The organism is Eubacterium sp. BL-380-WT-2B (assembly GCF_009696115.1).
Taxonomy (GTDB): Bacteria; Bacillota; Clostridia; order Eubacteriales; family Eubacteriaceae; genus Eubacterium; species Eubacterium callanderi.
Map to the genome: position 1 here is coordinate 193467 of NZ_VUMP01000008.1, position 14465 is coordinate 207931.

15 protein-coding genes and 1 other annotated feature are annotated in these 14465 nt (G+C 51.5%); of the genes, 12 read left to right on the forward strand and 3 right to left on the reverse strand.

What is annotated here, in order from left to right:
* Positions 1-493 precede the first annotated feature (493 nt).
* From FYJ53_RS16920 to FYJ53_RS16960, 9 genes are all read left to right on the forward strand, one after another.
* Positions 494-1198 carry a hypothetical protein gene (locus FYJ53_RS16920; RefSeq protein WP_148430131.1) on the forward strand — a complete coding sequence of 235 codons (705 nt, stop codon included), beginning with the start codon at positions 494-496 and terminating at the stop codon, positions 1196-1198.
* Between the two features lie 177 nt (positions 1199-1375).
* Positions 1376-1996: a hypothetical protein gene (locus tag FYJ53_RS16925; protein ID WP_148430133.1), complete on the forward strand. Its 621-nt coding sequence runs from the start codon at positions 1376-1378 to the stop codon at positions 1994-1996.
* A gap of 19 nt (positions 1997-2015) precedes the next feature.
* Positions 2016-2546, forward strand: a complete 531-nt coding sequence (locus tag FYJ53_RS16930) for a hypothetical protein (RefSeq protein ID WP_148430135.1) — start codon at positions 2016-2018, stop codon at positions 2544-2546.
* 8 nt (positions 2547-2554) lie between these two features.
* Positions 2555-2959: a hypothetical protein gene (locus FYJ53_RS16935; RefSeq protein ID WP_148430137.1), complete on the forward strand. Its 405-nt coding sequence runs from the start codon at positions 2555-2557 to the stop codon at positions 2957-2959.
* Between the two features lie 129 nt (positions 2960-3088).
* Positions 3089-3301, forward strand: a complete 213-nt coding sequence (locus FYJ53_RS16940; RefSeq protein ID WP_371720675.1) for a hypothetical protein — start codon at positions 3089-3091, stop codon at positions 3299-3301.
* 12 nt (positions 3302-3313) lie between these two features.
* Complete coding sequence (locus FYJ53_RS16945; protein WP_154557505.1) at positions 3314-3925, forward strand: RNA polymerase sigma factor; 612 nt, start codon at positions 3314-3316, stop codon at positions 3923-3925.
* Positions 3926-4019: 94 nt separating this feature from the next.
* Complete coding sequence (locus tag FYJ53_RS16950) at positions 4020-4247, forward strand: hypothetical protein (protein ID WP_013380977.1); 228 nt, start codon at positions 4020-4022, stop codon at positions 4245-4247.
* Positions 4248-4428: 181 nt separating this feature from the next.
* Positions 4429-4668: a DUF2922 domain-containing protein gene (locus FYJ53_RS16955; RefSeq protein WP_013380976.1), complete on the forward strand. Its 240-nt coding sequence runs from the start codon at positions 4429-4431 to the stop codon at positions 4666-4668.
* 68 nt (positions 4669-4736) lie between these two features.
* Positions 4737-5294 (forward strand): D-Ala-D-Ala carboxypeptidase family metallohydrolase, encoded by a 558-nt coding sequence (locus tag FYJ53_RS16960; RefSeq protein WP_227930326.1) that lies wholly within the window; start codon positions 4737-4739, stop codon positions 5292-5294.
* Between the two features lie 6 nt (positions 5295-5300).
* Here FYJ53_RS16960 and FYJ53_RS16965 read toward each other — a convergent pair whose 3' ends face one another.
* Both FYJ53_RS16965 and FYJ53_RS16970 read right to left on the reverse strand, forming a co-directional pair.
* Positions 5301-5804 (reverse strand): molybdenum cofactor biosynthesis protein B, encoded by a 504-nt coding sequence (locus FYJ53_RS16965; RefSeq protein ID WP_148430144.1) that lies wholly within the window; start codon positions 5802-5804, stop codon positions 5301-5303.
* Between the two features lie 10 nt (positions 5805-5814).
* Positions 5815-6510, reverse strand: a complete 696-nt coding sequence (locus tag FYJ53_RS16970) for a HesA/MoeB/ThiF family protein (protein WP_148430146.1) — start codon at positions 6508-6510, stop codon at positions 5815-5817.
* Positions 6511-6650: 140 nt separating this feature from the next.
* Positions 6651-6909, forward strand: a binding site (T-box leader).
* Positions 6910-7019: 110 nt separating this feature from the next.
* Here FYJ53_RS16970 and FYJ53_RS16975 point away from each other — a divergent pair.
* Both FYJ53_RS16975 and FYJ53_RS16980 read left to right on the forward strand, forming a co-directional pair.
* Positions 7020-8558, forward strand: coding sequence for a sodium:solute symporter (locus tag FYJ53_RS16975; protein WP_148430148.1), 1539 nt, complete (start codon positions 7020-7022; stop codon positions 8556-8558).
* A gap of 154 nt (positions 8559-8712) precedes the next feature.
* Positions 8713-9318: a DUF2284 domain-containing protein gene (locus tag FYJ53_RS16980; RefSeq protein WP_177190817.1), complete on the forward strand. Its 606-nt coding sequence runs from the start codon at positions 8713-8715 to the stop codon at positions 9316-9318.
* Between the two features lie 292 nt (positions 9319-9610).
* Here the strand turns inward: FYJ53_RS16980 and FYJ53_RS16985 are convergent, their stop codons facing one another.
* Positions 9611-12433, reverse strand: coding sequence for a transglycosylase domain-containing protein (locus tag FYJ53_RS16985; protein ID WP_148430150.1), 2823 nt, complete (start codon positions 12431-12433; stop codon positions 9611-9613).
* 213 nt (positions 12434-12646) lie between these two features.
* Between FYJ53_RS16985 and hflX the strand changes: the two genes are divergently transcribed.
* Positions 12647-14458 carry a GTPase HflX gene (hflX, locus tag FYJ53_RS16990; RefSeq protein WP_148430152.1) on the forward strand — a complete coding sequence of 604 codons (1812 nt, stop codon included), beginning with the start codon at positions 12647-12649 and terminating at the stop codon, positions 14456-14458.
* Positions 14459-14465: the final 7 nt, after the last annotated feature.

A 14465-nucleotide genomic window follows, 5' to 3' on the forward strand; every position in this document is an offset into this window, starting at 1 on the left:
GTTATTTTGGATTTATCTAGATTTAAAGGCATCATTTTCAAAACCGTGTTTGTTGAGTGTAATGACAGACATAAAAGTCCAGCGGAAAACTATAATCGAAGATTAACTGGCAGATATTTTTGTCTGTTGTATTGTAGATATTACAAAAGCTTTAGGATATAAATTTTTCCATAGACAAGTGATTAAAAAACGAAATCGGAGAAACTTCATCGACATAGATTTTAATCTTAACATTAGGCTAAAATGGATATAATAACCACTTTAGAGCAGATAAATAGTATAAGGTACATGAGTTGCAGAGTTGGATCAAAATCATTGATGCTTTTTTAAACGAGATGAGCACTCTAGTGTCGTTTTGTAATTGATTACGATGTAGCACTGCTTTCAATGAAGTTAATAATGTTATATGAATATAGATCAACTTTGAGAGGTAAGTTTTTGAAATTACCATTGGATATAAACAGATTGTAGAAAAGGAGTAGTAGAGATTAATATGAAACCGATAACAGAATTAAAATACGAATCCCTTCCCATGGGTTTTGACAACGGGCAGGTCAGACTGACAGACGAAAACATTGGCAGGATTTTGCGGTTTTCGGGTGCGCCGCTGGGGCTTTTGCGGTGCTGTGAGGCAAAGGGCAGCGGCACGGTGGTTCTGTATGGGGATGGACAGGCCTTTATCATCCCGGTGGAGACCAGCTATTTTCTGGACTGTATCGGGGAGTATCTGGATATGAACATGGCAAGACGGCGGAAGACCACCACGGGGCTGGTGGGCAAGAAAAGCAACAACGTCATTTTTCTGGGGGCGGGTCTTGAGTATGTCCCTGTCAAGGTGGATGTGCCCTGGGTGAGCGCAAAACAGTTCAGCTATCTAAACTGGCACGCGGTATACAGAGGGCATGACCGCAGGGCCAGAGCGCTGGTCACCGCCCCGGGCCTTGTGATCCCTTACCGGCAGCGGCCTGGCAGGGTGCAGGAAAAGCTGGACGAGGGCTGGCGTGTCCGGGAAATGTTTATCGAGCGGCACTGGCCCGTTTACGGGGAATGGCTGCACTGTAAAACATGCGGGATTCAAAGCGTATGCCTTGAGTGGCATCATCAAACAGCGTCGCCCAACGAAGCTTTTTCGGTTTTACCGGAAGCGCATAAAATAAAAAATTGTTCCACGGAGATGCAGAGGTTTACAAGAATTTAAAAAAACGGTAATTTTTAAACTTTAAAGAGAAAAATATTGCCATAAAAAGGCATAAAACGTGGCGTTTTATGTTTTTTTACTGCTTATCATCCCCTGAAGGCGAGATGCACTTTCTCAAAAAAACGCTATAATGAAACCTAACGTCAGCGCTGGCGAAAGTAACCGAAAGGAAATGGTATGAACGAAGATTTAAAAAGAAATGCGTTTTATGAAGAGCCCTGGTATGATTTAAAGCAGATGTCTGAGGGCTGCAAAGAATGCGCTTACCGGGCAGATGAAACACACTGTAGGTTGTACTGCCGCTTTTTAGACGTGCAGGGGCAGTGCCGGTGTTTTCACAGGGAGGGAGAGCCCTTTGTGAGCCGCAAAATCGAGCGGGAAATGAGCGATATTGAAAAGCGTCTGCTCAGGGCAGAGACGCCAGATTTCAGGGAGGTACGAATGATCTGGCTGAACAATATTTGGCTCATTGAGGATCCGTTGCTCTACAATGTACACGACATGGGGAATGTTTTTGGCTTTGAGTTCCATGAAACAGAAATGTTTCTGCTTAAACATATCAAAAAGCAGGATTTTCTCCAGATGCTGGTGCCTCGGCGGGATAATGGCCCCCGAGACTTTTACATGACGGCTGACGGCGTGCGGCGGATGGCCCTTGTGGGCTTTGAAAAGGCTGAAGCCGAGGACCGGATGCGTTTCTTTAGCAATGATTGGAAGTGGATCAGCCGGACTTATTTTAAATGGATGCCGCAGATGGCAAAGCGTTTTTTCGGCGGCCTGTCTTTATTGAATGTATAATAACCGGAGGTAGAACCAGATGAACAAACCCGTTTTAGCGACTTTGGAACAGTGTTTTGGAAGTGATTTTCATAAACTGCGAGTATATACCGATCTTTACGAGGAGGGCAGTCAGAGCTATTTTGTCCTGAAAGAGATCGGCAGTTACATGGGCTGTAAAAGCTATCACAGGCTTTTGAAAAAACTGCCGGCGTCAGCGGTCCAGAAACGATTGATTAAGAACAGTGGTGGGCGGATGCACAGAATGCTGCTGGTTAGCGAGGAGGGGGTTCTGGCCCTGTTAAAACACTGCGGCCATAAGGCAGCCACAGGGTTTAAGCGGTACCTTGAAACCTGTGTGATCCCCGTGATCCGGCGTGAGATCGACACAGCCCGGATCATGCTGCCTGAAAGCGAAAAAACACACAAGGATCAGGAGGAAAAAGAGAATATGGAGGAGGCCATCCGGATGCTCTCAAGCGCTCTGGCCTTCCAGGTCATTAAAAATCAGGAGCTTGAAACGCGGCTCGAAATAGTGGAAGAGCGCCTTTTGCAAACAGCAGCTGCCTGAGGGGCCTCATGAACTTTTTTTCGGAGCTGGAATCTTTCATCGAATGGCAATCCGATCTGCCTGCAGACCGCAAGCTTTCGGAGGGCGCTGTGGCGCTTTGGATTTACCTGCTTTACCGGTGCAACTGCTGCGCGCTGCCGTCCATTGATGGACGGTGGCTGTGGCGGGTGGAGTTCTTTGTGCGGCCAGAGGGCATCGAGCACTTCTTTGGGCGGAGCGAACGCAATATCCGCCGCTATCGCAAGGAGCTGGTAGACGCCGGACGGCTGAAATATCAGAAGGCGGTTAAAAACCGGCGCAAGGGACTTTATACCCTGGTTCCTTTTGCCGATAATGTGGCGCCCACAAGCCTGAAGAATCTGGCGGATGAAACAGTGTCGGTTTTCGGCCTTGTGGATAAGTACGCCGGATAGGGTAAAGCGGCCAGATATGACCGCAATGTGGACAAAAAGAGCCATATTGCGGCAACATCGCGGACACAGGTGTCCGCCATTAGTAATATTATAAATAATATTATATATTAATCTTTATTAATTCAGGAGGTGCGTTTGTACACAAACCGATACGGAGCAGGAAGACCCTGCACAGGGCGGATAAGACCCTACACAGTGGAAGCGGCATGCCGGGTGCGCAAGGTGCTGCCGGCCAGAAGCCGCGAGGAGGCAGAGGATTTCTTTTACGAGGAGGCTGGCGCGGTGGAGGATCATTTCCCCGAGGCCGTTTTGGAGATTATATCCATTTGCGAAGGTGAGTAAAGGAGGGTGTGCTTGAGTAAAAAATACGCAGAGATCGCTGCATTGGTCACAAGGGCTCAGGCGGGAAGCAAGGCGGCAGCGGAAACGCTGCTGCTGACCTTTAAACCGTTGATTTTAGCCACCATTAGCGAGTATGTTTACGATAAAACCCAGATGGAGGATGCCTATCAGGAGGCCTGCGTCCTTTTTATGGAACGTTTAAAGGATTTTAAATCAGAGCAGCCCGGTTATTTTCCAGCCTATATCAAAAAACAGCTCTTTTACGCCTTTGTCCAGAACGCTAAAAAACGGCCGGGAACCTCGGTTCAGGCGGCGTTTTCGCTGGACGTGGAGACAGCGGAGGGCGTGAGCCTGGCAGAAGCGCTGCCGGCTGAGGAGAGCGCAGAGACCGATGAAAGACGGTGCGCGAGGGAAAAAAGAGAAGACCGCCACCGGGCTTTTTTAAAGCTGCGGGTGGCCCAGCTGCCAAAGGCTCAGAGGGAGTGCATTGAAGCCCATTATTACAGGAGGCAGACCTACCGGGCCATCGCAAAAGACCGCGGCGTCAGCGAGCAGTGTGTGGCGAAGACCCTGAATAAAGCCATGAAGGGTCTGCGCAAAGCCTATGGTGTTGAGGAAACTTAAATAAAACTTAAAGCCGGGTTGGGTGTTTTGGGAATTTGCCATATTGTAAGGTGTAAGGCAGCGCTGCCGGAATCGAACACAGGAGGAAAACAATATGGCAACCATTCAGAAAAGCGTAGAATCGGTGGGAATGAAGATCACCGTCAATCATGGCGAAGTGGACGGAAAAATTGTAAAGACTTCAAAAACCTACGGTGACATCAAGGAGGGCGTGACAGACGAAGCCTTTTTGGCAACCGCCGCCGCCATCACCAGCATGCAGGAGCCCATCAGGGAAAAGCAGGTAAAGGTGACAGCAGAGGATTTGGTGGAAGTGGCGTAGTGGACTTCCACAATTAAAAATTAATGGGCGAGGAACCATACCCTCTTCGGCTTGACCATAAGGCGTCAAGCCTCGGGGGCAGATCCCGTGGGCGTGGTTCCCTACAGCCTAAAGGTAGGGCACGACGTCCTCGTCGTGCCGCAAACAGGCATCAAAATTTAAAATTAAAGGAGATCAAAACATGGCAGTAACAACCAGCAAAGATTTAACCATTACCTTTCAGCGGACCGATGGAAATCCTCATAAGATTACCATTCCAGATTATAAAGAAGGCATCACTAATACCGAGATCCAGACTGGAGCACAGGCCATCGTCGACCAGGGCGCCTTTGAGCCCGATGGCTTCGCCCTGGCAAAAGTAACCGGAGCCGTCAAAACCGATACCACTAAAACCGATGTGGTCATTGAGGATGCGGCATAAAAAGGGGGCGAAAGCCCCTTTTTTAGATGGGATTAGAGATTACAGACAGAAGTGTGGAAGGGGAATATATGAAAAAATTTTATAAACGTATTTTTATCACACTGGCCGCTGCGCTGGTCGTTGTTACCAGCGCGGTGTTTTTCGCAAATTTTCAGGACATGCCGAAGTCGGAGCCAGAGGTATCAATGCCGGAGCCGGAAACTACGGCCCCCCGGCCTGCGGAGGAGATGGGCGCGGAGACACCATCTGCGCCGGAAGCTCCAGCGCCGCCTGAAGACCTGGAGCCTCGCGCGTCCACACATTTTCTGATGTCGGAATATGCCTGCGATTGTGCGGGCTACTGCGATGGCTGGCCTGTGGACATGAATCCAGAGCTGCTTGAAAAAATAGAGGCGCTGCGGTGCACTTTCGATTGTCCGGTCATCATTACCTCGGGTGTGCGCTGCGTTGCGCGGAACGAGGAGGTAGGCGGCGTAAGCTGGTCCTTTCATAAACGTGGCTGCGCGGCAGACCTGTACTGCCCGGGCGTGGCGGTGGGCGATCTGGCGCTGGCGGCCAAGGAGCTGGGCATGAATGTGCTGCCCTACTACAGGCAGGGGTATGTGCACGTCGAGGTCAACGGCTAGGAAGCTTTACTTTTCCGATGCGGCGCAGTCGGCTGAGCCTGAGCTCAGCAGCATTTCAAGCCCATGATCCAGCGCGGGCAGGATAGCGGCCAGGTTTTCGCGGACAGCCTTTGGGCTGCCGGGCAGGTTGATGATGAGGGTACGCCCGCGGATGCCGGCAGCGCTCCGGCTCAGCATGGCCTTTGGTGTGATCTTCAGGCTTTCATAGCGCATGGCTTCCGGAATGCCCGGTGTCAGCCGGTCACAGACCGAGATGGTGGCCTCGGGGGTAACATCTCGGGGTGAAAAGCCTGTGCCGCCCGTGGTCAGAATGAGATTGACCGGGTCGATGGCGTCGCACAGAGACTTTAAATTACTTTCGATAATGTGCTTTTCGTCGGGCAGGATGGCGGTGTGCACCACCTCGTACAGGTCTTTGTCCAGCATTCCGGCAATGACCGGGCCGCTTTTATCCTCACGTTCTCCGCGTGAGCCTTTATCGCTGAGGGTTAAAATGGCTACAGTAAACATGGTGTCCTCCTTAAAGTTCAAAGGTTGTGAATTCGTTGTCGAGCAGATCGATATACAGCAGTTTTTTGCGCAGGATTTCCCCTTTTCCGGTCAGGACCTTCAGGGCCTCACTGACCTCCACCGCGGCGGCCAAAGCGGGCGTAAACGCCGGATTCCCGCCGCTCTGGGGTTTGTAGGCCTCGTCGCCCTCCTTTACCTTATAGAGCAGTGAAAGGGTATCGTCTCCCGGGAAAATGGTGGTAACCTGGGCGTTGAAGCCGCCAATGGCGCCGTGTATCAGAGGCTTTTCCAGCTTTTTACAGGCTTTTTGGAGCGCGAAGCGCGCCGGGATGTTGTCCAGAGCGTCGATGACAACGTCGCTGTCGGCAATAAATTCTTCAGCGTTGCTCTCATTTAGAAAGACATCATATACGGTGACGGTAACGCCGCTGTTAATGGCGTGAACTCTGGCGGCAGCAGCCTCGGCCTTTGGGCAGCCGATGTTTTCCTCGGTGCACAGGAGCTGGCGGTTCAGGTTGGAGACATCGAAAATATCGCCGTCAACCAGAATGAGCCCATCGATGCCAATGCGGGCCAGCGCCTCGATAATATAGCCTCCCAGGCCGCCGCAGCCCACCACGCTGACGGTGCTGCGCTGGATAATGGCAAAATCATCCGGCGAAAAGGCCGGAAAGTTGCGGTCGTATCTTTTGGTAAAAAGGTTCATCAGAAGGCCTCCTCAATGCTTGATATGCCCATTATAGCACGGTTTATAACGAAAAACCAAGATTTCCTGCATAAAATTACTTTTGATGGATTGACAGACACACTTTAACATGATAGAATTTAAAAATCGAAACTGCAATGTTAAAGGCTGTGACCAGAAAGAAGTAGGAATGCTTAAGTCTCCCAGAGAGCTGCCGGTTGGTGTGAGGCGGTGAGAACGGCGTTTTGAATACATTTTGTGAGCTGTGTACCGAAAGGGTTTTCCGAGTAGGCTGCAACGGGAGCGCCCGTTAGAGCGCAAGGGTATAAGCGTGTGTGCGCCGTACCCTGTGAGCGTGTCCGCTGTGAAGCGGCGCGAAATTGAGGTGGTACCGCGGGTATATTAGCTCCCGTCCTCTGTCTGGAGGACGGGATTTTTTTATTTGGCATTTTCCTGTCCGACGGATGTTTCTGTGGCGTTTTGGTAAAGCGGGTTATCCGCAAATTAAAAGGAGAGGATTATGGTTTAAAATGACAGAAAAGATTGTTTTACTCGTGGCGTTTTTTGCCAGTATGGTGATCGTTGGTTTCTACTGCCGGAAGCATTCCACCGATGTCAATGGGTTTGTGTTGGGAGGCCGATCCGTGGGTCCGTGGTTAACGGCTTTTTCTTACGGGACTTCTTATTTTTCCGCAGTTATCTTTGTGGGCTATGCCGGACAGTTCGGCTGGAAATTTGGGATTGCGTCCACCTGGATTGGCCTGGGGAACGCGGTTTTGGGCTCGCTGCTGGCCTGGGTAGTGCTCGGGCGGCGCACCCGTATCATGACCCAGTATCTGGATACCGCCACCATGCCGGAATTTTTCGGCAAGCGCTTTGAATCAAATAAGCTGAAAATCGGGGCGTCTATCATTACCTTCGTGTTTTTAATCCCCTATACTGCCTCGCTTTATAATGGGCTCTCCCGTCTTTTCGGAATGGCCTTCAATATTGACTATACCGTCTGTATTGTCGTCATGGCAGTGCTGACAGGGATTTATGTAATAGCTGGGGGATATATGGCCACAGCCATCAATGATTTTATCCAGGGGATTATTATGATCTTTGGGATCATCGCCGTAGTGGCAGTGGTTCTCAGCAATAACGGCGGCTTTATGGAGGCCCTCAATACCCTGTCCCATGTCAATGACCCGGCGGTTTCCAGCCAGGCAGGGGCCTTCACGTCCTTCTTTGGCCCAGACCCCTTGTCGCTGCTGGGGGTCATTATCCTGACCTCCCTGGGAACCTGGGGCCTGCCGCAGATGGTCGGTAAGTTCTACGCGATCAAGGATGAGCACTCCATCAATAAGGGCATGGTTATTTCCACCTTTTTCGCCATTATTGTCGCTGGCGGCTCCTACTTTTTAGGCGGTTTTGGCCGCCTGTTCTCTGACCGGATCGACATTGCGACAGGAGGCTATGACGCCATTATCCCAACCATGCTGGAGGATCTGCCGTCCCTGCTCATTGGGATTGTGGTGATCCTGGTTTTGTCGGCGTCCATGTCCACACTGTCTTCGCTGGTCATGGCGTCCAGCTCGACCCTGGCCCTTGACCTGATCAAGGACAACCTGATTAAGAACATGGATGAAAAAAAGCAGGTCTTTACGATTCGGTGCCTGATTGTGGTCTTTATCCTGATTTCAGTGATTATTGCCATTGTGCAGTACAAGAGCTCGGTCACCTTTATTGCCCAGCTCATGGGCATATCCTGGGGTGCTTTAGCCGGTGCGTTTCTGGCGCCGTTCCTTTACGGCCTGTACTGGAAGCGGACAACCAAAGCAGCAGTCTGGGTTTCCTTTATTTTCAGCACGGTGCTCATGATCTGCAATATGCTCTTCCGCACGGCTTTCCCGTCGATTTTGCAGTCACCCATCAACGCGGGCGCCTTTGCCATGATCATGGGCCTGATCTTTGTGCCGGTCATCAGTCTTCTGACCAAAGCGCCCAGAAAGCGCCTGGTGGACGACGCCTTTGCATCCTACGATACCAAGGTCATTGTATCGGTTAAGGAAGATCTGGGAGAATAAAACAATATTTAAGACACCCTCTGCCTTTTGGCAGAGGGTGTTTTTTATGTCTGAGGCGGTTCCTTATGCGTTTTTTAAAAAACTGAAAAGGTTTGACAAGCGGGCTTTTTGTCACTATACTGAGTACAGGTAAATGATTACAGGAGGAAAAACAATGGCAGATAACGCTAAAGACAGGACCTTTGAGACGGCTGAGCTGCCGGAATACCGGGTGGAGGCCTACGTGGCTGAGGTACCCGTTCCCGAATATATGGAAAGCTGCGTGGATATTCCCACCTTTTTGGGTTATTGCGAGGCCTGTCCAAGCTATGAAAAAACCTGGGCCTGCCCGCCCTTTGATTTTTCGGTTCAGGATTTCTGGCTGGGCTACCGGAGCTTTTACATGAGCGGCAAGAAAATTGTCTTTGATACCCAGGAGCTTGGGCGGAAATATGCGGTGGAAGATTTTAAAAAGATTTCCAGGCAGATCCTTAAAAAAGAGAGCCACGCTCTCGAGGATGAGCTCATAAAGCTTGAAGCCCAGTATCCGGGCAGTGTGGCGCTGTCGATGGGCAGCTGCGATGTCTGTGGAGAAGCAGGTTGCAGCAGACCTCTGGGAGAGCCCTGCAGGAGACCGGAAAGAATGCGCCATTCGGTAGAATCTGTAGGCGGCAATGTGGGGCTGTCGGTTAAGAAATACCTGAAACAGGAAATACAGTGGATGTCTGAGGAGAGGCTGCCCGATTATTTTATACTGATGGGCGGGCTTTTGAAGAAATAAAAAAAGGGCTGCAAAGCCCTTTTTAACATGTAGACAAATGTTGTCATGAAGAGGTGAAGCGTTAAAGAGAGGACGGTTCAGTTGAAAGTGGCTAGTGGAAAGTTCAAGTGCAAATCTGCCGCTGGAAGATTTGATGTGATGCGGCCTATGGCCGCATTTTTAATCCCTTTGGCGTCAGCCAAAGGGGTCATGAACCTTCCATCTTCCAATTTCCACCTGAAACAGTTTTCTGCTTTAACTTTGAATCAAGCTTTCGGTTTTTTGACAGCCTGAAAAGGGCTGAGAAGCCGTTTTAGCTTGTGACGCTGATGTTTAACGTGCGTGTATAGGTGGTTTCGTAGGTTTTCACCTGGCTGCCCTGCTGATAGTTGACAGAGACCTTCTGGGATACAGTGACCTGGGTAACGCCGGGGCTGACCGCGGTAATTTGAATCTGATTGCCGTTCTGGGAAACCGAGGCGGAGGAGCCGCTTGCGGAAACCACTGTGGCCGGGTTGTTGGGGCCATTGGCAGTAACGGTGATGGATTTTCCAGACTGCATGTTGAGGGTGCCCCCAACAGCGCCGCCGTTTACCAGGAATGTGATCTCAACCCCGGGAGCGGTGGTGTGTACCGGGCAGGTCTGGGATTCGGGCGGGACCATGACGGACGCCTCGGAGGAGGCAATATAGTCCGAATCTACCGGCGTGATCCCCTGGGGGAAATTCCGGTTGACCTTTTGCAGGCGCACCACGCTCTGCACCGAGCTGGCCGGGCAGTAGGGAGTCGCGTAGCTGTTTGTGGTGACATCCAGCGTAACCAGTGTATGGCAGTCATCCTTTTCGGTAGGGGCGGTGCCGTCGATAAACATTTCATTAAACACCATGGACCCTCTTGGATCTCTGGCCGATAAATCGGTGGCCAGCTTGCCGGAGACGCGGTCAATGGCCGCGGTGACAATGCCGCCAGGGTTATCCGGGAAAGCAGCCGGCTCAAGGCTTTCGTGAATATCGTTCATCACGGCCTCAAACATGGACGCGGGACCGGGCTTGCTGCCGCCAAAGATACCGATATTTAGATAATAGGTGCCTTCGTTGGTTTCCACGACATTTTCATCATAGCCATACCATACCGCCATGGAATAATAGGGGGTGTAGCCGCAGAACCACGCATGGCGGTTTTCATCGGTGGTACCGGTCTTTCCTGCCACAGGCTGGCCGTCCACATAAATATTGGTGGTTCCGCCGTTTACAACCCCTTTCAGGGCGTCGGTCATCAGATAGGCGGTCTGGGGCTTAAAGACCTGTTCAGAGCTGTCTGATTTTTCAAGCAGGGTTTTTCCGCTTCGGTCTACGACCTTTGTGTAGAAAGATGGTTTTTTGTGAACGCCCATATTTGGGAAGGTAGAATAAGCGCTGGCCATAGCCAGTGAGGACTGCCCGTGGGTATAGCCTCCGAGAGCCAGAGCTGCTGGCGTCATGTCATTGGCGTCGCCGTCCTGTACAATGTCCAGGCCAAGACGGGTGCCGTAGAGAGCAGACTGGGTGAGCCCGGTCGCCACATTGGCCTGGACGGCAATGGTGTTCACCGAGCTGGTGATCCCCTCGCGCACAGTTGTCAGGCCTTCAAAGGTGCCGCTGGAGTTGTTTGGGCGCCAGCCCTGATAGGCGATTGGCACATCGGCAAAAACAGTGCCGAGGGTGATGGCTCCGGTGTCAATCCCGGGGCCATAGGCAGTCAGGGGCTTGGTTGAGGAGCCAGGCTGGAATTTCCGGGTGGCCCGGTTCAGAGACAGGTTGGTCTTTTCTTCCCGGCCGCCAACAATACCGGCCACATTGCCGGTGTTGTTGTCAATGACGGTCATGCCGACTTCAGGAATATAGTTTGTTTCCACGCCTGTATCAGCCGTTTTAGCCTCAGAGGCCGCCGCTGCCGAGCCAGACTGGGAAGGGTAGAGATCTTCGTTCAGAGATTCTGCTTCCATGGCGCTCTGGACCTTTGGGTCGACGGTGGCGTAAATGGTGAGCCCGCCGCCAAGCAGCATATCCGTCGCCTCGTTTTCGGTATAGCGGTATTTTGTCTGAAGATCATTTACGACTTGTTCATAGACGGCGTCGGTAAAATAGGAATAGGTGTTGTCTGGTTCATTATAGACAAGCCCTACCTGATTGCCAGAAAGCTCCGCACTGGCCTCGTTGTACTGAGCCTGGTCAATATAACCCAGCTCCAGCATCTTATCGATGACCAGCAGTGAGCGTTCCATGTTGTTGGGGTTCAGGGTATAGCGGCCGTCTGGCTCAGTAGCAAAAACATCATTGCCCTGCTCATCGGTCGTATAGACATAAGGGTCATAATAGGACGGCGAGTTCGCAATGGAGGCCAGTATGGCCCCCTGGGCCACATTCAGGTCGGAGACGCTTTTGCCGAAATAAATTTCGGAAGCGGCCTGAACACCCCATGCGTGGGAGAGGTTAATCTTGTTCAGGTAGGCCTCCAGAATCTGGTCTTTGGTATAGACCCGTTCCAGCTTAGTGGCCAGCACCATTTCCTGAAATTTGCGGGTGACGGTTTTTTCTGAGGTCAGGTGCGTGAGCTTTATGAGCTGCTGAGTAATGGTACTTCCGCCCGGCCCGTCCAGGCTTCCGCCCGAAAAAAGCACACCGGCCAGGGCCCGGCCAAAGCGTTTGTAATCCACACCGTGGTGGCTGCGGAAACGCTGGTCCTCAATGGCGATAAAGGCATTCTGCACATGGTCTGGAATGGTGTCGATGGAGACGATCTCCCGCCGCTCAGCACCCTGGAGGTCCTGGTAGAAATTGCCATTGACATCCATGATACGGGCGTTTTCGATGTAATTAAAATTGTCGGTGTCAAGGGGCGGCGTCTGGGCATAAAGCACGCCAAAGGCAGCGCCGCCGCCTGCGAGCGCTAAAACAAAAAGAATGATAAAAATCAACCCGACCTTTTGGGGAATGGTCCGGTCATCCCAGCCCTTTTTCTTTTTTTTAGGGTTTTTGGAAACTGGTTTCTCCGTTTTTCTGCCGTTTGGGGCGGCGTCTTTTCGGAGCGGTGTTTTCGGTTTTGAACTTTGTTTTTTCCGGGGTTCATTTTCAGGGGGTGTTTTATCTTCTAACATTATAAAACCTCCTACTTACTTAAGTTTCTGACCGTACTATTATATCTGTAAACGAAAAAAATAGCAATAAAATCGACAATGGAGAATTCCAGGGTAGAATAGATGAAGTAAATTACCGACCTTTTTTTAAGGCATTCGTGTTATAATAAACTCGCTGTCTGTGCAGACTGTCTGCGGCAGCAGCGGCGATTACTATATATTAAGGAAGTATTTATGACTGAAGTAAAGGCAGAAGGGGTGCGCCGGAGCATCCTGGAAGAACTGAATAAACTGATTGGCTATACCATGGAGAACCAGGTACTCCTGGATGAGGATGTGCTTGCAGTGCTGGTCCGGCTCACGAAGACCCTGGGACGGGAAATTCTGGTGATGACCAATGACAAAAGCAAAATTGAATATGTGGGGATCGGCGACGCATCCAAGGTACCTCTGGACCACTCCAGGGTTCAGGAAAACCGGAAAAGCCTGAACCGCATCCGGGTTATCCATACCCATCCCGGCGGAAACCCGCATCTGTCAGAGGAGGATTTTTCAGCGTCGGATCATTTGTCAGTGGAATGTATGGTGGGCGTGGGCGTGGGGGAAGATAAGCCCGTACTGTTCGGTATTGGCGCGCCGGTGGTCAAAGATGGGCAGGTGGTCTATGGCATGGGCATCTGCGAGTCTCTGGGCCAGCTGAACCGCTTCCCGCTGGAAAATTATGTGCTGGCCGCTAACCGCGCTCTGCGGCGGGATCCGGGTGCGGGCTTCGACCTTGAGGGTGAGAGGGAGCGTGCGCTTCTCATCGGTGTAGAGGTGAACGGCAGCCGCGGCGGTATCGACCTTGAGGAATCCATGGAAGAGCTGGCCCGGCTGGTCGAAACGGCTGAAGGCGATGTGGCTGAGGTGGTAACCCAGCACCGGCCACAGGTTGATCCGGTCTTTTATGTTGGTCGGGGAAAGCTTCTGGAAATTCTGAAAATAATCCAGAATAAGGATATTAACCTGATTGTGGCCAACGATGAGCTCAGCTCCAACCAGATCGGCAATATTGAGGGCATCACCGGCGTCAAAACCATTGACCGCACCACCATCATTCTCGATATTTTCGCCCGCCAGGCAAAAACCCGGGAGGGTAAGCTCCAGGTGGAGCTGGCCCAGCAGAAGTACCGCCTCAGCCATTTGAAGGGCCTGGGGATTGTGCTGTCCCGTACCGGAGGGGGCATCGGCACCCGCGGTCCGGGTGAAAAGAAGCTGGAAACGGACAGGCGCCATATCCGCAGGCAGATTGACGAGCTGGAGCGCAAAAACGCCAAAATCAACCAGACCAATGAGCTGAATGCCAAGGGACGCAAGAAAAACAATATCCGTACCGTTTCCCTTATTGGCTATACCAACTCGGGCAAGAGCACACTGTTTAATGTGCTCACAGAAAGCGACGCGGTCATCAAGGATGGCCTGTTCATCACCCTGGACTCCACCATCCGAAAGGTACGCCCCGAGGCCGGGGACTACCTGGTATCCGATACGGTAGGCTTTATCGAGAAGCTTCCCCATGAGCTGATCAAGGCCTTTAAAACGACCTTGAAAGAGGTGGAAACCGCCGACCTGCTTCTGCATGTGGTGGACGCCTCCAACCCTAATTATAAAAGCCAGATCGAGGTGGTCAATCAGGTGCTGCGGGATATCGGGTCAGGCCATAAGAAGGTGTTGATGGTCTATAACAAGATGGACAGGCTGCCGCCTGAAGAGCGGGAGCGCTTTGAGAACAGAGCCGCCCGGGCTGGCGACGCCATCTGCATTTCTGCAAGGGAGAAATGGCATATCGGGGCACTGACAGAAATAATTGACGGTGATCTCAGGGGCATGTCGCTTGAAAAGACCTATTGTATTCCTTATGAGGACAGCCGCGCCATGGCCGTGCTCCATGAAAAGAGTACGGTTCTGGATACCCGGTACGATGAGGGCGGCACACGGGTCCGGGTTTCCATAAACGCAGACTTTCCAGCGCATCAATATGAAAAGTATGAAGTAGAAGCTGAGTAACAGGAGG

Bases quoted from the DNA above. Each gene is read 5' to 3' on its own strand.
- FYJ53_RS16920 (WP_148430131.1), top strand. From the start codon at position 494: ATGAAACCGATAACAGAATTAAAATACGAATCCCTTCCCATGGGTTTT.
- FYJ53_RS16925 (WP_148430133.1), top strand. From the start codon at position 1,376: ATGAACGAAGATTTAAAAAGAAATGCGTTTTATGAAGAGCCCTGGTAT.
- FYJ53_RS16930 (WP_148430135.1), top strand. From the start codon at position 2,016: ATGAACAAACCCGTTTTAGCGACTTTGGAACAGTGTTTTGGAAGTGAT.
- FYJ53_RS16935 (WP_148430137.1), top strand. From the start codon at position 2,555: ATGAACTTTTTTTCGGAGCTGGAATCTTTCATCGAATGGCAATCCGAT.
- FYJ53_RS16950 (WP_013380977.1), top strand. From the start codon at position 4,020: ATGGCAACCATTCAGAAAAGCGTAGAATCGGTGGGAATGAAGATCACC.
- FYJ53_RS16955 (WP_013380976.1), top strand. From the start codon at position 4,429: ATGGCAGTAACAACCAGCAAAGATTTAACCATTACCTTTCAGCGGACC.
- FYJ53_RS16960 (WP_227930326.1), top strand. From the start codon at position 4,737: ATGAAAAAATTTTATAAACGTATTTTTATCACACTGGCCGCTGCGCTG.
- FYJ53_RS16965 (WP_148430144.1), bottom strand. From the start codon at position 5,804: ATGTTTACTGTAGCCATTTTAACCCTCAGCGATAAAGGCTCACGCGGA.
- FYJ53_RS16970 (WP_148430146.1), bottom strand. From the start codon at position 6,510: ATGAACCTTTTTACCAAAAGATACGACCGCAACTTTCCGGCCTTTTCG.
- FYJ53_RS16975 (WP_148430148.1), top strand. From the start codon at position 7,020: ATGACAGAAAAGATTGTTTTACTCGTGGCGTTTTTTGCCAGTATGGTG.
- FYJ53_RS16980 (WP_177190817.1), top strand. From the start codon at position 8,713: ATGGCAGATAACGCTAAAGACAGGACCTTTGAGACGGCTGAGCTGCCG.
- FYJ53_RS16985 (WP_148430150.1), bottom strand. From the start codon at position 12,433: ATGTTAGAAGATAAAACACCCCCTGAAAATGAACCCCGGAAAAAACAA.
- hflX (WP_148430152.1), top strand. From the start codon at position 12,647: ATGACTGAAGTAAAGGCAGAAGGGGTGCGCCGGAGCATCCTGGAAGAA.